Raw genomic sequence first — 20,710 nt, forward strand, 5'->3', positions numbered from 1 at the left:
GTCGGGCGGATCGGGCGTCACCGACCGCGCGAACTGATCAAGAGCTGATGATTGAGATCCTCGACCCGCCGGCGAGTGGAGCAGGGAAGCGCGACCCAGCCGAGCTCCCGAGGCACGAAGGGATCGCGCTGCCGGTGACCGAGCCGTTCGACCGGTGGCCCAACGGCGACCTGCACTGAAACGGTGCTCAGGTCTAAGGCATGTGTTGAAGTCCGTCACAGCCATTCGTCGATGGCGGCGAGTTGGGTCCGGGATGTCGTGCCTGTACAGCTGCGCGACCGGGACCAACGGGATGGGATCCTCGATCAGGTCGTCCAGGTCGAGAGCGTCGGCCGCATCGAGCTCGGCCCGCTCCTCGGCACAGTCAGGAAGTCCCCGCCCGGCAGCGGCTTCCGGGCTTTCGCGGTCGCGAGGATTTCCCGCCTGCGGTGCAGGGCGGCCGGGGTGGTCAGGTTGTATGGCTCGTGCGCTCCGGCGTCGTCGTGGGGTGCTGGTTGGCGAAGCGTGGAAATCTGGCGCCAGCCAGGGGCGCGGCGTCCGGGGCGGCCTCTGCAGCTCCTGACCACGCTTCCGGCCGGCGGCACGTTGCAGATGATTGCTGGCCGTGCCGTCAGTGGGAATCCGCCGGGCGCACCGTCGGGCTGACCGTGGGGACCGGCACCCCGGCGGTCTCGATCATCAAGGCGGCCTCCGCGGCCACCGCATGCCATTGGCGGCGCAGCATGCCGTCGGGGAACGCTTCGGTCCAGGGCTTGACCTCGGTGGCGTAGTGCATGATGAACGGCGCCCGCTCCAGATCCAGCTGGTACGGCATCGGCACGTACCGCTCGCCGTGGTAGGTGAAGTCCAGCCGCTGCTGCACGGCACTGACCGGCATCACGTTCCACCGCGGATCGAGCAGCTCGAATCTGCCGCCGAGCAGGTAATTCAGCGTGTCCTGGTCTCCGAACAGGGGGCGCCAGTCGGGGTTGGCAATCAACTCTGCGGCCCGCTCGGTCAGCCGCTCGGCCCGCCACCGTGCCACGTCGATGGCCAGCAGACCGGAGTTGAAGTACGGGAAGCTGACCGCCCGGCCGTTCAGCGGGAACCGGTCGGTCTCTACGTGCGGGCTGCCCAGCTCAGGAATGTACGGGTCGCGTGCCGCCGCGACCGGGTAGTCGTGCGCGATCGGCCGGTGCAGGGTGTGCACGCTGACGCAGGCGAGCATGTCGGAGTCCAGGTAGAGCAGCCGGTCCGCGTCGATCAGACCGGGTGCGGCGATCCGCGCGTACCCCATCGGCGTGATGTAGCCGATCCGCATGTCGGGGAAGGTGAAGTCGCGTTGGATGACGGTCACCCTCGCCGGAGCGGCGGCGGCCGTCAGGGCCGCCAGCGAGTCCGGGAGTACGCCCGGGTCGCAGAGCAGGTAGAGGTGGAGCGGCTCCGGTCCTTGCCAGGTGCGGGCCAGTGACCGGGCTGCCACGCAGGTGGGCCAGACGTAGTGGGCGTCGAGGCACAAGACGACACCGTTCACCGTCCGGTGACCATTCGGCGGAAGGCCTTGCCCTCGGTGACCAGGATCTTCTCGAACACAGCGGCGATCCTTCCCATCGTGTCGCGGGTGTGCGGCGGGCCGATCGGGCAGCTGCTGTGCCCGATGCTCAGCCGCCGGGCGCAGATGTCGGCCGCGACGGGAAATTCCTGCCGGTCCCTGAAGAGCCGGTGGTGCGGCAGGGGTTTGGTCTGCCAGCGGCCGATCGGCAGACCCTCCGCGGCGGCAGCCTCGCGCAGCGCGTCCCGGAACGCCGGGACGTACTCCGGCCCGAGCCCGAACTCCTCCGGCCGGACCAGCAGTGGGTAGAGGAAGTAGACGTGCGTCCGGTCCTCGGGCACCACCGGCAGCAGCAGTCCGGGAATCCCGGTCAGCAGCCCGGTGAGCGCCGCACCGTTGGCCGACCGGCTGTCCGACATCTCCGCCAAACGGCGCAGCTGGGAGCGGGCGAACGCGGCGCCGAGCACGTGGATCCGGTAGTTCCAGCCGACCGACGTCACCTCGGGCATCTCCCCGGTCGCCCGCGACTGGCTCTCACCGAAGGTCATCAACGCCCGGGCCCGCAGGTGGCCCTCACGGTCGGCGGTGGCGAACAGCCCCGCCTCGCCGGCCGAGGAGAGCGTCTTCGACCCGTTCAGGCTCAGCCCGGAGGCGTCACCCAGCGCCCCGACCTGCCGACCCCGATAGGTGGCTCCGTGCGCCTGCGCCCCGTCCTCCACCACGGCGAGGCCGAGCCGACGGAGAGCGGCGTAGTCGGCCGGCAGACCGTGCAGGTCGACGGGGAGCACCGCCCGGGTGGCCGGCGTGATCGCTGTCTGCGCCTGCGCCGGGTCGATCGTGTACGTGACCGGGTCGCTGTCCACGAACACCGGGCGGGCGCCCGCGTGCAGCACCGCCTGCGCCGTCGCCCCGAACGTGTCGGCTGGCACCAGCACCTCGTCGCCGGGCCCGACCCCCATCGCGACCAGCGCCATGTGCAGCGCGGCCGTCCCCGAGTTCACGGCCAGCACGTACGGCATACCCGTCAGCTCCGACCAGGCATCCTCCAGCTCGGTCGCGGCCCGCATCGGCCATCGCCACGGCATGGCGTCCCGCAGCGCCGCCAGCACCGCGGCCTCGTCCTCCGTATTGAACACCGGCCAGCCACCGAGCTCACCCGGCCTCAGTACCGGAGGTCCACCGAACACTGCCAGCATCCGCCCTCCGGCCGTTGTTGGAGCGAGGAACCGTATCGCAGAATCGACCTTGACCGGAGGCACCGCAGAATGCAAGCGGAAGGGACCAACCCGATGTCCGAGGTGGACAGATATGGCTCCGGCGCAATCGCTGGGCGGGACACCCGCATCAGGGGCGAATACGCGGCCGGACGCGATGTGGTGATCAACAATGTCCCCGAGTCACGCCTTGCGCCATTCGCCGTACCACTCGACATCTCCGACTTCGCCGACCGGACGGACGAGTTCAGCGACATTCTCGAAATGTTCGGGGAAAGCGCCGCCCCGGTGGTGGTGAACCTCTTCGGACCGGGCGGGATCGGCAAGTCCGCGTTGGCCGTCCGGGCGGCCCATCGCCTTCGTGACCGCTTTCCCGACGGCGTGCTGTACGCCGCCCTCGGCACCGAGTCCTGGCAGACCGCCGACATCGTCGCCGAATTCCTCTACCTGCTGGGCCGCCCGGCCGACGGCACCACCGAGTCCCGGCTAGTCGCGGAATTCCGGGCCGCGGTGGCCGGCCGCCGGATCCTGGTCGTGCTGGACGGGGCAGTCTCCGCCGATCTGACCGTCCCGCTGCTGCCCACCACTGCCGGCTCCGGCGCGATCGTGACCAGCCGCCCGCCGCTGCCCGGCCTGCCTGGCGCCGAGCTGATCGAGGTACCGATGCTGCCCGAGCCGGACAGCGTGGCCCTGGTCGGCCGCCTCGCCCGAGTGAAGATCGACGCATCCAACGCGGACCAGGCGGCCCGGCTGGTGCGGATGTGCGGCAGATTACCGCTGGCGCTGCGTGTCGCCGGTGCGAAACTGAGGACCAGGGCGGACTGGGACATGGGCCGGCTGGCCGACCGGATGGCGGCGGCGGCCAACCGTCTCGACCTTCTCCGGATTGGGGACCTCGAGGTGCGCGCGACGCTGCTGACCAGCTACTCCGAACGGGATCCCGGCGAGCAGCGGGCGCTGCGGGCACTCGCCCTGACCGATGACGGCGAGTTTCCCGGTTGGGTGCTGGCACCGTTGCTGCAGGTGAGCGTGGCGGAGAGCGAGCGGCTGGTCGAGCGTCTGGTCCACGCACAGCTCGTGCGGGTCACCCAGGTGGACGGCACCGGCCTACCCCTCTACCGCCTGCATGACCTGGTTCGCGACCTCGCCCGCGAGCTGCTGGCGGACACCGACCCGGCCTCCGAGCGGGCGGCCATGGCGGTCCGGCTGAACGACCGTTACCTCGACCTCCTGTCGACCGCCGCCCGGGCGCTGCGTGACCAGGGTTCTGGCGGCCACGCTGCCGATCCCGTCGATCCTGGGCCGGACGACGACTTCGCCGAGCTGCGCGCGACGATCAGACGGGCTCCTGTCGCCTGGTTCGCGTCCGGGCGGGACGGCATTCTCGCCAGCCTGGGCCGGGTCGCCGAAGAGGGCCGGATGGACCAGGTGGGCCGGTTCGCCGACGCGATGCTCAGTCTGCTGATCCTCACCCCGTTCGTCGAGGACCGTATCCGGGTGCACCGGCTCGTGCTGGAAGCCGGGGCCCGGGCCGGTGACCGGGCCCGGCTCGCCGGGGCGCGGCGGGACCTGGGCCGCGCCTTCCGCGACTTCGGCCGGTACGCGGAGGCGCGCGCGGAGCTCGAGGCCGCGATCGCCGACTTCGCGGACCTGGGCGACGCCGGGGCGCTGGCCGAGACCCGCCTGATCTACGCGGTGCTGCTCCGGTCGATCGGCGAGAACGAGGCCGCCCGCGAGGTGGTGCTCGACTCACTCGCGCACTTCGAGGCGACCGGAGAGACGGGCTGGCAGGCTTATGCGCACCGGACCCTCGGCATCATCCACCGAGACCAGGCCGACTGGCCCGCCGCCGGTGTCGCCTTCGATCGGGCGCTGGAGCTGTTCCGGGCTGTCGGCGACCGGCATCGGGAGGGGATCTGCCTGGTCCACTACGGCAGCGCTCTACGCCAGCAGGGCGAGCCGGGCCGGGCGCTGCCCCTCTACAGCCGGGCGCGGGACATCTTCGCCGCGCTCGGCTTCTCGCTCTGGGAGGCGGTCACCCACGTTCACCGAGCAGCGAGCCTGACGGACCTGGAGGTGCGGGAGGAGGCCGGCCTGCTGCTCGACCGGGCGCTGCGCACCTTCACCGACATCGGCGACCTCCGTTGGGCGGACATCGCCGAGTACCACCGTGCCCGACTCGACCTGCGGTCCGGCGATGTAGCTGGCGCGCTACCGCGGCTGGAGCGGTCAGCGAGCCGGTTCCGGGAGCTCAACGAGCCGTACAGCGAATCCTTGGTGCTGCTCACCCTGGCCGAGGCCCAGATGCCCGGCCCGGCGGCCCGGTTCACCCTGCAGCGGCTGATCGAGAACGCGCGACGGTTGGGAAACCCGATGCTGGAGAGTGCGGCGGCGCGACTGCTCGACCCTCGATGAACAGCGCCGATGTGGTGATCGTCGGTGGTGGACTCGCCGGCCTGGAGGTGGCCAGGCACCTGACCGGCCGGCGGTCGCTGCTCGTCGAGGCCGGACCGGACGCGGGAGGCCGGCACATCAACGCGGTGGGGGCCGCCGTCTCGCCGCTGCGCACCTGGCTGGAGCCGGACCGGGACCCGTACTTCTGGCGGCCCTGGCAGACGGCCCGCCCGCCGCACTATGCCGGGGTGGCGGGGCTGCGGCGGCGACTCGGCGGGCGGTCGCTCTACTGGCACGGGGTCACGCTGCCAGTTGAGCCCTGGGCGCTCCGCTCCTGGCCCGACGGGATCGTCAGCGACCTGACCCGGTCCTTCCGCGGTGGACCGTCTCTCTACGACCTGGTCCTGGCCGACCTCGACACCTGGCGCGGCGGTTTCACGCCCACGGGGCCGAGCGACATCCACCTTGGAGGATACGCGTTCCGCCGCACACCTCGGGCGGTGCGACCCGCCGGAGTGGGCTGGGAGGCGTACAGCGCGCTGAACGCTGGGTTCACCCCGAACGCGCTGACGGGCGCCACCGTGGCGCGGGTGCTCCTGTCGGGTGGCCGGGCGGTCGGGGTCGAGCTCACCGACGGCAGCCGGATCGGCTGCCAAACGGTGGTGCTGGCGGCGGGCACCGTGGAGAACGCGCGCCTGGCCGCGGGCATGGGCGTGCTCGCGTCGCCGTGTCCCATCGTTGACAAGATCACCCAGGGCTTCACGGTCGCCGTCGCGCCGGGCTCGCCGCTGCCTCCCGGGGGCGCGCATATCTGGCAAGGAGACGCTGGCCTGCGCACGAACGTGTTGCTCAACGTCGATTCCGGACCGTCCGCCGTGGTGGTCAATGTCGGTGCGATGGGCGAGCAGCTCACCCACCCGGCCGGCGTGGTCCGGCCGCCGGTGGTGCGCCCCGCACTCGCATCCGTCGACGTCGCGCTGGCCGGGCAGCAGCGCGACCTGCTCCAGGCGGTCTGGTGCGGACTGGCGGACCTGCTCGGCCTGCCGGCGACCGCACTGGACTTCCCGGATTTCGCCACCGCCGAGCGCACCCTCGAAATGGTCCTGCCGGACATGCACGGCCCCGCGCCGTCCCGCACGCCGGTCACGTGGTCGCGGGCCATCGGGACCGAGTATCACGAGGCCGGCACGCTCGCGTTCGGCCGGGCGCTAGGCCTCGATCACGACGTTTTAGGGGTACGCGGCGTCCACGTCGCAGGCCCGGCCACGTTCCCGCGCAGCGGCGCGGCGAACCCGTCCCTGACCACCCTCGCCCTGTCCCGCCGCCTCGCTGCCTTCCTGAGCGACTAGCGCCTAGCCGCCGTCCGGGCCACCGATGTGCAGGTCCCGGCCGGCGGCGTACCGGCCGGAGACGCGCACGTCGCGGCCCGCGACCGCGCCGCTCTCGTTCGCCTGGATGATCGTCGGGCCGGCCTCGGCAAGCGCGGCCCGCAGCGTTGCGGCGAACTCCGGGTCGGCGGTGATCTGCCGGGCCAGCCGCAGCGTCAGCCGATCTTCGGCGGCCTGCGTCGGCGCGGTGGTCACCTCGTCGACGACCTCCAGCGTCCCCGGATCGCCAGCGAACCGGTGCCGGATCACCTGGGCCACTCGGTCTGCCCCGGAGAGCAGCCGCTGCGCTGCCCCACCGGCCACGCCGGTGGAGAGGGCGGTCAGCGCCCCGACGGCGACGCTTGCCAGGTCCAGCGGTTCCATCTGTACCTCCTGGTCGGGGCGGTCGTCCGGGTTCGTCCAGCCTAGCCCGTGTTGTGTAAGGGATTCGGGACGGTGAGGTAGCCCGGCGTAGCGGTGATCGATGAAAGATGGGGGTCTGCGAGCCCGTCCGGCAGCACGGCCGAGAGGTAGGGCCGGCCAGCCGGCGCGGGGCGCCGCAGACTGCAAGATCAGGTCGACGCCGCCGAGCGCGCGGACTACGTACTGAACCCTGATCGGGAGATGCATAAACGATTCATATAAAGCTGCTATGCTTCTGGCGTGAGTCGCCGAGACGCCGCGCACGGCGCTTCCGATGCCATCGGGTCAGCCCTCTACGGTCTGGCCACCAGGGCCGTGAGACGCCTTCCCCGCGACATGAGCCTGACGTCCGCCGCCACCTTGGCCACCCTGGACAAGACCGGCCCGCGACGGATCACCGATCTGGCGGTGACCGAGGGCGTCACCCAGCCCGCGATGACCGTCCTGGTCCGGGTGATGGAGGAATCCGGGCTGGTCGAGCGGAAGGGCGATCCGTCCGACAAACGGGTCACGCTGGTGTGCCTGACCGAGGCCGGCGCGTCGTACGTCCGGACGCGACGCCAGGCGGGCGTCGACGCGTACGCGCGGTTGATCGACGAACTCACCGGTGACGAGGTCGAAGCCCTGGCAGCGGCTCTTCCGGCGCTGCGGCATCTGGCCGAGCTCGAAAGCCAGGCCCGAGAGGAGTCGGACCGGTGACCGCGGCCGATGCTCATGGCCCGCCGACGAGCAGTGCCCTGATACGTTCCGAGGCACGTCTGCTGGTCCCCGCCCTGATGTTCATCGCCCTGGTCGTGGCGGTGGTCGCCAGCCTCGGGACGCCGCTCATCACCAGCGTGGCAACCACCTTCCACGTCTCCCTCGACAGCGCGCAGTGGACGCTGACCATCGCCCTGCTCAGCGGCGCCGTGGCCACACCCGTCCTCGGCCGGCTCGGAGCCGGCCCGCACCGGCGGGCCACGATTCTCGCCACGCTGGCGATCATCGTCGTCGGCAGCGCGCTCACCGTGCTGCCGCTGCCGTTCGCCTGGCTGCTCGTGGGTAGAGCGGCCCAAGGCGTCGGACTCGGTCTCACGGCGCTGATGATGGGCGTGGCCCGCGACCACCTTCCCGAGGAGCGCAGCGCGGCCGCGATCGCCCTGATCTCAGTGGTCTCCATCATCGGAGCTGGCGTCGGCTACCCGCTGGCCGCATTGTTCGCCGAGTTCGGCGGACTGCGGGCTGCCTACGGCCTCGGCCTACTCGTCACCGCCATCGCCTTCGTGACCGCGTGGCGCTCCATGCCCGCAGCTCCCGAAGGCCGCTCCGCTCAGGTGAACGTGGCCGGTGCGCTCGTCCTGGCGGGTGGACTGCTCCTCGTTCTGTTCCTGGCCGGCGAGAGGAGCCTGTGGAGCCGACACCTCGCCGTGGCGGTGACCCTTGCCGGCGCCGCCGTACTCCTGCTCTGCGTCTGGACCGTTTCCGAACTGCGAACCAAGACGCCCCTGGTCGACGTGCGGGCGGTACGGCACCCGGCGGTCGCCGGGGCGAACATCGCCATGTTCGTCGGCGGGTGCGGCATGTACCTCCTGCTCACGCTCATAACCCGCTATGCGCAGACGCCGCACAGCGCCGGTTACGGCTTCGGACTGACCACCTTCGTCGCGGGGCTGGTCCTCATCCCGTTCTCCGTGCTGGGGTTCGTCGCCGGCAAGCTCACGCCGCGGGTCCGCGAACGGATCGACGGCCCCCTGCTCCTGGCCGGCAGCGCCGCCATCGTCGGCGGCGGGTTCGTCCTGTTCGCCACCGCCCGATCCGACCTGGCCGAACTGCTCGTGGCCATGGGTGTGCTGGGCTTCGGCGTCGGCAGCTTCTCGGCCGCCATGCCCGGCGTCATCCTGGCCGTCACCCCCAAGAGCGAGACGTCGAGCGCCATGAGCTTCAACTACGTCGTCCGCAGCGTCGGGTACTCCCTGGGCAGCGCCATCGGCGGTCTGGTCCTGGCCGCCGGCACCGCCACGGGCCGCCTCTTCCCGAACGACGACGCCTACACGACCGCGGCGCTCGTCGGCGTCGCCGCGATGGCGATCACGACGATGGCCAGCCTCGCCCTCGCCCGCCGACGCTCACCCGAGACCAATCCGGTCACAGCCCCAGTCGGTCTGCCGGGCCTGGGCCGGTCGAGTCGAACCGGAAGCTGAGGATCGAAGCCGTCCGAATTCGACGCCGTCTCCGTCGGCTCGCTGACCCGCAGCGCGCCGGCCATGGATCTGAACATCAATGCCGAACACAGGAGGTACCGTGGCCAAGGGCTACTGGGTCAGCGCCTACCGCGCCATTTCCGACCCCGAGAAGCTGGCTGCCTACAACAAGCTGGCCCCTGCGGCCGTCAAGGCCGGGGGCGGGCGGTTGCTCGCCCGCGACGGTCGGGTCGTCGCACACGACGCCGGAATCGCCGGGCGCACCATCCTGATCGAGTTCGACAGCTTCGAACAGGCGGTCGCCGCACATGCTAGTGCGGCCTACCAGGAGGCGCTGGCCGCACTTGCTGACGGCGTCGAGCGCGACTTCCGCATCATCGAAGGCCTCGACTGACGATTGAGGTTGCGTCGGCGACGAACACGAAGCCGACCGCGGGGATCACCCTGGCTCGTGAGCGCGCCGCACCGTCTCGAACAGCGTCAGGCCAGTGGCATCGGCGGCGATGTCCAGTCCGGCGGCGGTTCTCGGCGGCGCGGCGGCCACGGCGGAGCCCGCGGCGACGCGTGCCGACACCGGAGTCTCGTTGGCTCTTGACGAGCGCAAAGCTCGCCGCGTCGTAGAGATCGAGAACCAGCTGTACGACCTACTCGACCATGCCAGCGCGGGCGCGGACGTCGGCGTCTTCATCAGATTCCTGCAGGGCTTCACCCGACAATCACCGGCCGGAGTCGCATACGCGAACCGCCTCGCCGCCGAGAAGAAGCAGATGGAATGACCACGTCGCGGAGTGCGACATGCACGCAGGGGAACTCATGACCTTCCAGCTGAACCTGGACATCGCTGCCCCAGCAGCGCAAGTGTTCGACTTTGTCGCCGACTTCACCACCATGCCGAGGTGGTACGTCGCAGTGCAACGCGTGGAGCGCGTCACAGGCACCCGCGGCTTGGGAACCCGATACAAGGTGTATCGAGACCTCCCCGGCGGGCCCGCCCTGAACGAGGTATCGATCACCAAGTATTCAGAGGGCGAGGAGGTCGTCTTTACATCGCTGAGCGGGCCGACCCCGTTCACCTACCGCTACCTCCTCCGCCCCTCACCCGACACGACGAACCTCATCCTTGAGGGCACGATAAGTGCGGCCGGGCTCACCGGCCCGGCCGCACTCCTCGGACCGCTCGCCGAGCGACTCTTCAAAGGCGGGATGCGCGATAACCTCGGCACGCTCAAACAGCTCCTGGAGAAGTCAGCAGCCCCTCGCCAGCCAAGCGGTGGAACTACCTGAACGTCGTCCCGCGGCGTCGATGGGTGCGTCGAGCAGTAGTGCGGCGGTTCACCGGGTCGGGGCTGTCGTCGCAGTGGGGCTCGTGTTCGGCCGCTGCACCAGCTGGCGGTGATACTGCCGACCGCGGCGGTGGGGAGCACGAGCGCTCGGCTCTGAGGCCGTCACTCCGGAGTCGATGCCGGCCTCGACCTGATCGCCATGAAATGGCGCCAGCCCGAACGAGGCCGGCTTGGGGAGGATCCTATGGCGTGCCGGGAAGCCGGATCGCGACCTGGAGACCGCCGGCGGGGCCGGGGACGAGGTCGAGGGTCCCGTCGTGGGCGCGGACAATGCTGTGCACGATGGCCAGGCCGAGGCCGACGCCGGCGTGTTCGTCGGTGCGTACGCGTGCCGTTGCGCGCTGGAAGGGCTCGGTGAGGGTCGGTACCAGTTCCGGTGGGAGCCGGGGGCCCGTGTTCTCGACCCGCAGCACGCTTGTGTCGCCGTGGGCCTCGGTGTGGACCGTTACGGTGCCGTCGGCGGGGAGGTTGTGGACGATGGCGTTCTGAACGAGGTTGGTCACCATCCGCAACAGCAATTCGGCGGAGCCGCTGGTTTGGGCCGCCGCGCCGGTGATGTCGAGCGTGATCCGGCGCTGTTCGGCGAGGGGAAGCAGCGTTTCGGCGGCTTCTTCGGCGATGAGGGAGAGGTCGACGCTCTCGCGGGTGAAGTTTTCGCGGTCGCTGCGGCTGAGCAGCAGGAGCGCCTCCGTGAGGTCGGTCGCCCGCGTATTGACAGTGTGCAGGCGTTCGATGAGTTCGCCCCGGTCCCGCGTGGGGTCTTTGCGGGCGACGTCGAGGAGCGTCCGCGAGATCGCCAGTGGGGTGCGCAGTTCGTGGGAGGCGTTCGCGGCGAATCGCTGCTGCTCGGCGACGTGGGACTCGAGTTGTTCGAGCATCGAGTCGAACGCGTCGGAGAGTTCACGGAATTCGTCCTGGCGGCCCGTCATGCGGATCCGGTGGGACAGCGACCCGTTCCCGGCCATCCGGGCCGCATCCGTGATCTGTGTGAGGGGTCCGAGCATCCGGCCGGCGAGGATCCACCCCCCGACGAGGCCGAACACGAGCAGGAGGGCCATCGCCACGGCCGCTGCGGGGGTGAAGACTTGCAGGAGGACATATCGGTTGGGTGTGACCCCGAGAAGGCCCTGGGAGGTGTCGGGTACGTAGCGCAGCAGGAACCCCCACACCACGGCCAGCAGGAGAGCGCCGGCGACGGCGAGGAACCCGGCGTAGCTGAGGGTGAGTTTCAGTCGGGCGCTGAGCCCTGGGCGTCTAGGCATGCGTACGGCCGGGGGTGGTGGTGCCCCTGCCAGGGGCAGTGGTGTTCGTGCTGGGGTCGATCCGGTAGCCGACGCCGGGCACCGTGGCGATGACCCATGGTTCGCCGAGCCGTTTGCGCAGTGCGGAGACGGTGATTCGCACGGCGTTGGTGAGCGGGTCGGCGTTCTCGTCCCAGGCGCGTTCCAGCAGCTCTTCGGCGCTGACGACCCCGCCCTCGGCGGCAACGAGGACTTCCAGCACCGCGAACTGCTTTCGGGTGAGCGCGACGTAGCGTCCGTCGCGGAAGACCTCTCGACGGAAGGGGTCGAGCCGTAGGCCCGCGATCTCGCGGACGGGGGGCCGGGCGTACGCGCGTCTACGGTCGAGCGCCCTCAGCCGCAGAACGAGCTCCCGCAGCTCGAACGGTTTGGTGAGGTAGTCGTCGGCGCCGAGCTCGAACCCGGACGCCTTGTCGTCGATCCGGTCGGCAGCGGTGAGCATGAGGATCGGGATGCCGCTGCCGGACGCGACGATGCGCCGGGCGACCTCGTCGCCGGAAGGGCCGGGAATGTCGCGGTCGAGGACTGCGAGGTCGTAGGAGTTGACGCTGAGCAGTTCCATGGCGGCGTCGCCGTCGCCGGCGATGTCGCTGGCGATCGCCTCCAGCCGCAGACCGTCACGGACGGCTTGGGCCAGGTAGGGCTCGTCCTCAACGATCAGTACGCGCATGCGTGAAGCCTAGGTCAGCACAAACTATCGCCGAGGTGTGCGTATCGGACACGCAACTCCGTCTGCCGGTGCGGGGCGAGGCTGGTGGCGAGGGCACCTCCGCCGTCGTGCGCCACCAGTGGCGCGACGCCAGCGCGGCTAGCACGGCGCCGGCGGCGTTGACCAGTACGTCATCGACCGAGGAGACCCGGTCCAGCCGCAGGACGTATTGTGCGGTTTCGATCAGGACCGAGCAGCCTGCCCCGAGCGCCAGGATCCGCGGCACGGACGCCAGCGCCGAGAACCGCATCGGGGCGCAGAACCCCAACGCCGCCAACACCAGCAGGTTGCCGACGACCTGCCCCGTCAGCGTCCGCGGCCCCCCGTCGGCGAGGATCGTGAGCAGGTCCCGCAGCGGGATCAGGATCACCCGGCCGGGGACGACGCCGGCCTCCGGGCCGGGAATCAGGGTCATCCATACGAGCGGCACCGTCCCGTAGACCATGCCCACCTCGGCCAGCGACATCCGCCACGCCGATGTGACGCCGGCGGCACGCCGACGGCGCCCCAGAGCCCACACCACCAGAGCGGCCAACGGCAGCCCGACCAGCATCATCAGCAGCGGACCGTTGAACGTGTCGAAGCAGCCGTGCCACCGTCCGGCCATGCACGCTGGAGCGGCCATCATGAGCGGCCGCCGCACGAGGAACGCGACGCCCGCCACGCCCAGGACCGCCAGACCGCCCAGCACGATCCTGCGCGTGCGGCGGGGCGGTGCTGACAGGGATGTGCTGTGGTTCATGCCCCCATTAGAGGCGGAGGGCCGTTGCGGTGGCGTATCCAGTTTTGGATACGTCCGCGATACACGGAATCGTCGCCCACCCCTCAGCCGCCGGCCGCGCCGCCGGCCGGAGCCCCGGTGATGGCCTGCGTCTGCTGCCCGATGATGTCCACCAGCGACACGCTGTCCGAGTCGCCGTTGGTGAGGATGACGCCGACCCAGCCGCTGTAGGGGTAGATGCTCCAGTTGGCGCCGACACCGGGATTGCCCCCGGCGCGCTGGTACATCCACTGGCCGTTGACGATTTTGATCGGGATCCCGTACGCGCCGAACGACGTCGGTCCGTGGGGGATCTTGGCCCCGGTGAGCACGTCGGCCCAGGGCCGGTCCAGCAGCGTGCCGTCGCCCAGCGCGTGCGCGAACCGGACCAGGTCCGGCGCGGTGGCGAAGCCGCCGTCTCCGGGGGCGTCGATGAAGGCGCGGCCCGGGTTCTTGCCGAGTACGTACGGGGACGGGCTGCCCTTGTCCAGGTTGCGGATGGCGTCCACCACGCTGCCGTCGGCCAGCTTCATGTACGGGTGCGCGATGTGCTTGTCGGTGAGCCACTGGGGCCGGGTGTAGAACGCCGAGCCGGTCATGCCGCAGCGCTTGAAGATGTTCTCCTGGATGTAGTCCCAGTACGTCGTGCCGGCCACGGCCTCCACGATCAGCGCGGAAATGGTGACCTCCGCCTCGGCGTGGGTGGTGGTGGGAGTTCCCGGGACGCCCACCAGTTTCGCTTGCCGGGCCCGCTGCTCGTAGTATTCGTGCACCTCGTCCCGGCTCTGGAAGACGCGTTGCACGTCCTCATCCGGGGAGTCCAGCCCGGAGGTGCCGGACAGCAGGTGGTGGATGTTCACCTGGTGTGCGATGTCCGTGGCGAAGCCGGTCAGGTGGGTGCCCACCGTGTCTGACAGCCGTAGCTTGCCCTGCTGTGCCAGCTGCAAGATGGCCACCGCGTGGAACGGTTTGCCCGCCGAACTGAGGCTGAATGCCGTGCCCTCGTGGTTGCGGATCCCCTTCTCCTGGTCGGCCATGCCGTAGCTGCGGGACAGCACCGTCCGGCCCCGGTGCGACAGCAGTACCACGCCGGAGAACTTGCCTGCGGCGGCGAGCTGCGCCACGTACCGGTCGTAGGCGCCGCCGGGAAGGGTGTCCCGCGGCATCTGGTCGTGCCCGGACGAGCCGGTTGGGGCCGAATCGCCGTGGCCGGTCCCGGGGCTCACCAGCGGCGCGCCGGCCGTCACCACACCAGCGGCAGCCAGCCCGCCCCATTTGACCAGTCGCCGCCGGTCAATGCCACGTGCCGAATCAAAATCCATGATCACGGTCCTTCCCCAGTCGACAAACCTGACACTGACGGTCGTGTGCTGTGGTTCATCCCTCCACTGAAGACGGAAGACTGTTGCGGCGGTGTATGCAGTTTTCGATACGCTCGCTATACGAACCACTGGTACGCCGGGCCGCGCTGGCCGACGCGGTGGAGCCCGACGTGACCATCACCGATCTGCTCGCGCTGACCACCGGCGGGAATCAGTCCCCGAGACAGCCTCCCGGGCACCTCGTATTCTTAAGGTTCCTTGAAGTTCGACCGCTCGGCTTGATGGTCGACAAACAGGCTTACTAACCTCATCCCGTCCGGATCATCCCCATCTCTACGATCCGGGCGAACATCCCCTGAGGAAAGTTGCCGCCTTCATGAGACTGTCCCGCCGCACCCTGCTCGGCTCCGCGATGGCTGGCGCCACGGCCACCGTCGCCGGGGTCTCGTTCGACGCCTTCGCGGCCAGTCCCGCCGCTGCTGCGGTCAGCCCGCCGGGAGACGTGGTCGGCAAGGTCACCGTCGGCTACCAGGGCTGGTTCACCGGGGCCGGCGACGGGAGCCCGCTGTCGGGTGGTGGCACTACGGCCAGGACTGGCAGAAAACCCCCTCGCCGGTCAACGAGGCGCTCAAGTCGTGGCCGGACGTGCGCGACTACGACCGGGTGTACAAGACCGGCTACCAGAACCTGGGCAACGGGCAACCCGCGTCTCTGTTCTCGTCCTACGACCAGCAAACCGTCGACACCCACTTCCGCTGGATGCAGGAGAACGGGCTGGACACCGCAGCGCTGCAGCGCTTCAACCCGGTCGGCGGGGAGGGCCCGATCCGCGACGCCGTCACGATCAAGGTCCGCAACGCGGCCGAAGAGTTCGGGCGCAAGTTCTACATCATGTACGACGTCAGCGGCTGGACGGACATGCAGCAGCAGATCAAGGACGACTGGACGAGCAAGATGACGGCGTACACGGCCTCCCCGGCGTACGCGAAGCAGAACGGCAAGCCCGTCGTCGGCATCTGGGGGTTCGGCTTCAACGACACCAACCACCCGTGGAGTGCCCCGGTCTGCCTGGACGTCATCAATTGGTTCAAGGCCCAGGGCGTGTACGTCATGGGTGGTACGCCGACGCACTGGCGCAACGGCGACAGCGACTCGCGGCCCGGTTTCTCCGACGTCTACCACGCGTACGACATGATCTCGCCGTGGATGGTGGGCCGGATCGGCGACGCGGCCGGGTCGGACTGGTTCTACACGAACGTCACGGTGGCCGACGTGCGGGACTGCGTGGCGCACGGCATCGACTACCAGCCGTGTGTGCTGCCCGGTGATCTCCAGGAACGCCAGCGCGCACACGGCGACTTCATGTGGCGGCAGTTCTACAACGTGATTCGGGCCGGCGCACCGGCGATCTACATCTCGATGTTCGACGAGTACAACGAGGGCAACCAGATCGCCAAGACGGCCGAGACCGCGGCGTTCGTTCCGGTCGGCTCGAAGTTCCTGCCGTTGGACGAGGACGGCACGACGTGCTCGGCGGACTACTACCTGCGGCTCAGCGGTGACGGTGGCCGGATGCTCAAGGGCACGATCGCGTTGACCGCCACCCGGCCGACCGCGCCGGTGATCGGCGGCTCCACGCCGACCCCGCCCGCCGCCGTCGGTATCAGGGCCCGTGCCAACGGCCGCTTCGTCGGGGGCTCGCCGTTGGTCGCCTCGCTGACGTCGGCGTCGGAGAAGTTCACCATCGTCGACGCCGGTGGCGGTCTCGTGGCCCTTAAGTCCAGCAGGACCGGAAAGTACGTCTGTGCGGAGCAGGCCGGCGCGGCGGCGCTGGTGGCCGACCGGGACGCGCTCGGCGGCTGGGAGACGTTCACGCGGGTGGCGAACCCGGATGGCAGTGTCAGTTTCCGCAGCAGCGCGAACGGCATGTACGTCTGCGCCGAGAACGCCGGCGCCGGGGCGCTGATCGCGAACCGCGCGGCGATCGGCCCGTGGGAGTCCTTCGACCTCGTCTAGGGCGTGTCCTGATCATGTGGTGGTTGATCGTTGACGGTGTGCCGGTGCCGGTGCCGGTGCCGGTGCTGGTCGGGGCGAGTTGACGGATGAGACGTGGACGGTGACCCCGCCGCTGCTGCCCGAGCCGGGTGTGCTCGGGGGCGGTGGCGGGATCACCGGCAGGGCATCAACGGGGTTCTGTGAAGCACCCGCCGCCGACGACCCGGCCTGGTACGCCGCGGTACACCAGAACCGGAGCTTGGGTGAATTCCGCAGGTAACCGAAGTCCAGGTATCACCCTCAACGAGCTGAGCCGCCGCAGCCGGCTCGCCAAATCCGCGATCCCAAGTACTTCGACTCCCGCGAGGCGGTCCTGCTCGAACTGCTCGACCGCGCCTGGCAGCGCTGGACCGCCGAGGTGGCACACGTCGACCTCGGCAGCGACCCGCGCCAGTGCCCAATCGATCGCCGGGTCGTCGTGGAAACAGGCGCAGCGCCTCGCCGGCAACCGGGTGGTGTGGGCCCGGTACCAGGCTGGGGCCTCAGCTTCGGGACGGTCTAACCACACCCGCAGCACCGAGATGAGCAGGAGGTCCAGCAGGCGTCGAGTATGACGCCCTGAGCCGGGCCTTGTCTGGTGACCTCGCTGGTGAGCACCGGGATGAGCGTCCTCAGTCCGGGCGTGCCGTCCAAATGGTGTCCGCAAAACCGGTGAAGAAATCAAGACACAAGGTGTCAGGTTTTGGGTCGAGCATGGGTTGCTGGTCGACGCCGATGGTGCGGCGTAAGCCGGGAACTCGAACAGATAAGGACCTCCGTGCGCGAAACTTCGGAAGATCTCACAGAGCTTCAGGCTCTCCTTGGTGCCTCCCTGTCCCGTTCCACCTCGCACCTCCGCTCGATCATCAGCACCGAGCGCACTCTGACGGCGCAGCAGCTCACCCACGTCCTCAGTGGCATGTGCACCCTCGCCCTGTCCACCGTGACGGCGAAGGGAGAGCCGCGGATCAGCGGTGTGGACGGGCATTTCCTGCACGGCAAGTGGCTCTTCGGCACGGCGCGCGGCTCGGCCAAGGCTCGCCATCTCTCGGCGCGGCCCGCCGTGAGCGCCGCGCACATGCGCGGTGAGGATCTGGGCGTGTTCACGCACGGTAGGGCCGAGATCCTCAACCCACAGGTCGGCGAGCCGGCCGACGACTGGCCGGACGTGCTGGCGTACCTCAAGGACTTCTACGGCGAGGACCTCTTCGACTGGGACACCGACGTTGTCTACTACCGGCTGCAACCGCACTGGATGGCCGCCTACGCGCCGGACATCGCGAAGCTCCCTGGCCTGTCCCAGTCCTGATCCCGCGGCGGTGGCCGGATCAAGACCAGCCACGTCCTGAGAGATCGGTGAGGCATCCGCGCAGGTCCCCTGGACGGCGACCTGCGGTGAAGCGCGTGTTCGGTTTGTTCGGCAGGGCAGGGGCTGCACGCCCGCGCCCTGCCTCGCGTGTGAGAGGCGGGCGAAGGTTGACTGAAATCGGATCGGGTGTCGCGAGGATGGGACGCGACACCATCGACGTGGTGGGGGCTCGTACCAACAATCTGCGGGACGTGTCCGTGAGCATTCCCAAAGGACAGCTCGTCGCCTTCACCGGAGTGAGCGGCAGCGGCAAGACCTCACTGGCCATCGACACCCTGCACAACGAAGCCCAGTTACGGTATCTGGAAGGACTCTCGCCGTTCGTGCGGCAGTACATAACGCAGCGCAATCGGCCGAAGGTGGACCGAATCCTGGGCCTAAGCGCGACGCTCGCGGTCGACCAGCGCCGCCTGAACCGTAACCCCCGTTCCACCGTCGCGACGATCACCGGCATTGACGGGCACCTGGGGCTGCTGTACTCGCGCCTTCCAGGGATCGGCGCAGACCAGGCGGGGGAGAGTGGGAACGAGTATCTGACGACCGCTCACTTCGACCGCAATACGCCCGAAGGGAGCTGTGCGGACTGCCACGGGGTGGGCGGGCGCTGGCAGGCGCAGGAGGACCTGGTCATCACCCATCCGGAGCTTCCGCTCTTCGAGGGGGCCTCGCCCTGGTATGCCAAGTGGCGCTCGGGGGAACACGCGTTCGTGCCGGCGCTTGCCGAGAAGCGGGGCGTGGACCTCAGCCGATCGTGGCAGTCGCTGCCTGAGGAGTTTCGTCACTGCGTGCTCCACGGCACTGGTGACGAGAAGATCGAGGCGACCGTCGACATGTCGAACAGGAATGAGACGGCCCTGGTGACCTACACCTCGAGCCAGCCGCTGCGGGGCGCGCTCGCCGAGGTGGAGCGGGTGTTCGTGAACGCCCAGACGTCCAGCGCCAAGCAGCGCTACCTGCCGTACATGCGCAAACAGCCCTGCGGCACCTGCGGCGGCAGCGGGTACGACCAGGTGGCCCGGTCCGTGCAGCTCGGCGGGCTGACCTACCCCGACCTGCTCGAGGTGGAGGTGCGGGAGGTGCGCGACTGGGCGAAACGCGTGGCGAAGGAGCTGGACGTCCGGCAGCGTGAGGTGGGCGAACCGCTGCTGCAGGACCTCGGCCGGAGGCTCGGAATCCTTGACCGGCTCGGCCTGGCCCATCTCCAACTGTCCCGGAGCGCAGCGACCCTGTCCGGGGGTGAGTTGCAGCGCACCCGACTCGCCGCGCAGCTCAGCACCGAACTGAGCGGCATCATCTTCGTCCTGGACGAGCCCGGCACCGGGCTGCATCCGGCGGACAAGGCACACCTGCTCGACATCGCCCTGGAGCTGCGCGAGGCCGGCAACACAGTGCTCCTCGTCGAGCACGACCCTGAGCTGATCGCCCGAGCCGATTGGGTGATCGACATGGGGCCCGGCGCGGGCCGATTCGGCGGTGAGATCCTCGTGTCCGGGCCTCCCGCCGACGTGGCCGCTCATTCCACGTCGCTGACCGGGCGCTATCTGGCCGGCGAGGGGCCGCGGCTGCACCGGACCCGCCGCCCGGTAGGGGATGACACCGACTGGGTGGAGCTGCACGGCCTGCGTGCGCACAACGTCACCGCGAGCCTGGTGCGGTTCCCCGCCGGTCGGCTCACCTGCCTGACCGGCGTGAGCGGCAGCGGCAAGAGCAGCCTCCTCGCCGCGCTCGGGGCGAGCGTGGGGGCCGCCCTGGACGGAACGGCGACCGACGCGGTGCGGGAGGTGACCGGCATCGAGGGGTTCAGCTGGGTCGCCGTCGTCGATCAAGAACCGCTCGGACGGACGCCGCGATCCAACCCGGCTACGTACAGCAAGGCGTTCGACATCGTCCGCAAGCTGTTCGCCGAGACCGACGTGGCGCGCGGGCGGGGGGTCGACGCCTCCTGGTTCAGCTTCAACACCGCAGGCGGTGGCCGCTGCGAGACCTGCACCGGTTATGGCCGCAAACTGGTCGACATGCACTTCCTGCCGGACGTGTGGGTGGTGTGCGACGGGTGCGAGGGCCGGCGCTACAAGCCGGATGCGTTGGAGGTTACGTACCGGGGATTGGCCATCGATCAGGTGCTGGAGCTCACCATCGCCGAGGCCGTAGAGCAGTTCTCCGAGCCTCGGCAGCTCGCGGAGACCCTGGGTGCTCTGAACCAGGTCGGGCTCGGCTATCTCCAACTCGGGCAGAGCGCCACAGAGTTGTCCGGCGGCGAGGCGCAGCGGCTGAAGCTGGCGTCCGCGATCCAGCGAGGTGCGGCGAGCCGCAAGGCTGGTCTCGTCGTTCTCGACGAGCCCGTCTCGGGCCTGCACCCGTCTGACATCCAGCGTGTGGTGGACGCGCTCGACGTGTTACTGGATTCGGGAAACACCGTCGTCGTGGCCGAACATGACATCCCCGTCGCCGCGTCCGCGGACTGGGTGATCGACCTGGGGCCGGGAGCCGGGCCGGATGGGGGCGCGGTCGTCGCGGCGGGCGCCCCGGAGGCCGTCGCGACAGCCGACACCCCGACCGCCACCTTTTTCCGGCGGTACGCGGCGGGCCTACCGCTCCTGGAGATACGAGAAGACCTGCGCCCAGAGGCCGAGTTTGTTGAAGAGGGAGGGAGCTGATGTGGGTCTTGACCGTGGTTGCCGCCAGGAACAGCTGTTCGGCGATGTCCTGGTTGGAGGCCCCATGTGCCATCAGGCGGAGGACGTCGAGCTCGCGGTAGGTGAG

The 20,710-nt window shown here is 69.6% G+C and carries 18 protein-coding genes and 1 pseudogene; 12 read left to right on the forward strand and 7 right to left on the reverse strand.

The window, feature by feature from the left end; genetic code table 11:
- Positions 1 to 47 precede the first annotated feature (47 nt).
- Positions 48 to 179 (forward strand): hypothetical protein, encoded by a 132-nt coding sequence (locus ACIBD9_RS17960; RefSeq protein WP_396718944.1) that lies wholly within the window; start codon positions 48 to 50, stop codon positions 177 to 179.
- A 431-nt stretch (positions 180 to 610) separates the two neighbouring features.
- Here ACIBD9_RS17960 and ACIBD9_RS17965 read toward each other — a convergent pair whose 3' ends face one another.
- Both ACIBD9_RS17965 and ACIBD9_RS17970 read right to left on the reverse strand, forming a co-directional pair.
- On the reverse strand, positions 611 to 1,513 hold the full coding sequence (locus tag ACIBD9_RS17965; RefSeq protein WP_396718946.1) for a glycosyltransferase family 8 protein: 903 nt from the start codon (positions 1,511 to 1,513) through the stop codon (positions 611 to 613).
- A complete protein-coding gene (locus ACIBD9_RS17970; protein WP_396718948.1) occupies positions 1,510 to 2,667 on the reverse strand; it encodes a DegT/DnrJ/EryC1/StrS family aminotransferase in 1,158 nt (385 codons plus the stop codon). The genes ACIBD9_RS17965 and ACIBD9_RS17970 overlap by 4 nt, the downstream gene beginning before the upstream one ends.
- Positions 2,668 to 2,820: 153 nt before the next feature.
- Here ACIBD9_RS17970 and ACIBD9_RS17975 point away from each other — a divergent pair, with 153 nt between their 5' ends.
- Together ACIBD9_RS17975 and ACIBD9_RS17980 are read left to right on the forward strand one after the other, a co-directional pair.
- Positions 2,821 to 5,160 (forward strand): tetratricopeptide repeat protein, encoded by a 2,340-nt coding sequence (locus ACIBD9_RS17975; RefSeq protein WP_396718950.1) that lies wholly within the window; start codon positions 2,821 to 2,823, stop codon positions 5,158 to 5,160.
- Positions 5,157 to 6,488 (forward strand): GMC oxidoreductase, encoded by a 1,332-nt coding sequence (locus ACIBD9_RS17980; RefSeq protein ID WP_396718952.1) that lies wholly within the window; start codon positions 5,157 to 5,159, stop codon positions 6,486 to 6,488. Before ACIBD9_RS17975 ends, ACIBD9_RS17980 begins: the two co-directional genes overlap by 4 nt.
- Positions 6,489 to 6,491: 3 nt before the next feature.
- On the opposite strand, the gene ACIBD9_RS17985 is transcribed toward ACIBD9_RS17980, so the two are convergent.
- A complete protein-coding gene (locus tag ACIBD9_RS17985) occupies positions 6,492 to 6,890 on the reverse strand; it encodes a hypothetical protein (RefSeq protein ID WP_387171751.1) in 399 nt (132 codons plus the stop codon).
- 279 nt (positions 6,891 to 7,169) lie between these two features.
- On the opposite strand from ACIBD9_RS17985, the gene ACIBD9_RS17990 reads away from it, so the two are divergent.
- The 5 genes from ACIBD9_RS17990 (at position 7,170) to ACIBD9_RS18010 (ending at position 10,393) form a co-directional block, all read left to right on the forward strand.
- The gene (locus ACIBD9_RS17990) at positions 7,170 to 7,628 is read left to right on the forward strand and encodes a MarR family winged helix-turn-helix transcriptional regulator (protein ID WP_396718954.1); all 459 of its coding nucleotides are present in this window, start codon (positions 7,170 to 7,172) and stop codon (positions 7,626 to 7,628) included.
- A 77-nt stretch (positions 7,629 to 7,705) separates the two neighbouring features.
- Complete coding sequence (locus ACIBD9_RS17995; RefSeq protein ID WP_396718956.1) at positions 7,706 to 9,109, forward strand: MFS transporter; 1,404 nt, start codon at positions 7,706 to 7,708, stop codon at positions 9,107 to 9,109.
- A 100-nt stretch (positions 9,110 to 9,209) separates the two neighbouring features.
- Positions 9,210 to 9,503 (forward strand): DUF1330 domain-containing protein, encoded by a 294-nt coding sequence (locus ACIBD9_RS18000; protein ID WP_387171757.1) that lies wholly within the window; start codon positions 9,210 to 9,212, stop codon positions 9,501 to 9,503.
- Between the two features lie 94 nt (positions 9,504 to 9,597).
- Complete coding sequence (locus ACIBD9_RS18005) at positions 9,598 to 9,885, forward strand: hypothetical protein (protein WP_396718958.1); 288 nt, start codon at positions 9,598 to 9,600, stop codon at positions 9,883 to 9,885.
- Positions 9,886 to 9,922: 37 nt separating this feature from the next.
- A complete protein-coding gene (locus tag ACIBD9_RS18010; RefSeq protein WP_396718960.1) occupies positions 9,923 to 10,393 on the forward strand; it encodes an SRPBCC family protein in 471 nt (156 codons plus the stop codon).
- Between the two features lie 241 nt (positions 10,394 to 10,634).
- Here the strand turns inward: ACIBD9_RS18010 and ACIBD9_RS18015 are convergent, their stop codons facing one another.
- The 4 genes from ACIBD9_RS18015 to ACIBD9_RS18030 form a co-directional block, all read right to left on the reverse strand.
- Positions 10,635 to 11,624: a sensor histidine kinase gene (locus ACIBD9_RS18015; RefSeq protein WP_396718962.1), complete on the reverse strand. Its 990-nt coding sequence runs from the start codon at positions 11,622 to 11,624 to the stop codon at positions 10,635 to 10,637.
- Between the two features lie 82 nt (positions 11,625 to 11,706).
- Positions 11,707 to 12,423 (reverse strand): response regulator transcription factor, encoded by a 717-nt coding sequence (locus tag ACIBD9_RS18020; RefSeq protein ID WP_396718964.1) that lies wholly within the window; start codon positions 12,421 to 12,423, stop codon positions 11,707 to 11,709.
- Positions 12,404 to 13,204, reverse strand: coding sequence for a VanZ family protein (locus ACIBD9_RS18025; RefSeq protein WP_396718966.1), 801 nt, complete (start codon positions 13,202 to 13,204; stop codon positions 12,404 to 12,406). The genes ACIBD9_RS18020 and ACIBD9_RS18025 overlap by 20 nt, the downstream gene beginning before the upstream one ends.
- A gap of 83 nt (positions 13,205 to 13,287) precedes the next feature.
- Positions 13,288 to 14,544 (reverse strand): serine hydrolase domain-containing protein, encoded by a 1,257-nt coding sequence (locus ACIBD9_RS18030; RefSeq protein WP_396718968.1) that lies wholly within the window; start codon positions 14,542 to 14,544, stop codon positions 13,288 to 13,290.
- Between the two features lie 645 nt (positions 14,545 to 15,189).
- On the opposite strand from ACIBD9_RS18030, the gene ACIBD9_RS18035 reads away from it, so the two are divergent.
- The 4 genes and pseudogenes from ACIBD9_RS18035 (at position 15,190) to ACIBD9_RS18050 (ending at position 20,604) form a co-directional block, all read left to right on the forward strand.
- A complete protein-coding gene (locus tag ACIBD9_RS18035; protein WP_396718970.1) occupies positions 15,190 to 16,560 on the forward strand; it encodes a lectin in 1,371 nt (456 codons plus the stop codon).
- A 79-nt stretch (positions 16,561 to 16,639) separates the two neighbouring features.
- Positions 16,640 to 16,740, forward strand: a pseudogene (locus tag ACIBD9_RS18040) (transposase); the annotation flags it as partial.
- Between the two features lie 616 nt (positions 16,741 to 17,356).
- Entirely contained in the window at positions 17,357 to 17,887 is a 531-nt protein-coding gene (locus ACIBD9_RS18045; protein WP_396718972.1) for a pyridoxamine 5'-phosphate oxidase family protein, read from the forward strand.
- A 197-nt stretch (positions 17,888 to 18,084) separates the two neighbouring features.
- A complete protein-coding gene (locus ACIBD9_RS18050) occupies positions 18,085 to 20,604 on the forward strand; it encodes an excinuclease ABC subunit UvrA (RefSeq protein WP_396718974.1) in 2,520 nt (839 codons plus the stop codon).
- Positions 20,605 to 20,710 lie beyond the last annotated feature (106 nt).

Source organism: Micromonospora sp. NPDC050784 (assembly GCF_044456765.1).
GTDB lineage: Bacteria > Actinomycetota > Actinomycetes > Mycobacteriales > Micromonosporaceae > Micromonospora > Micromonospora foliorum.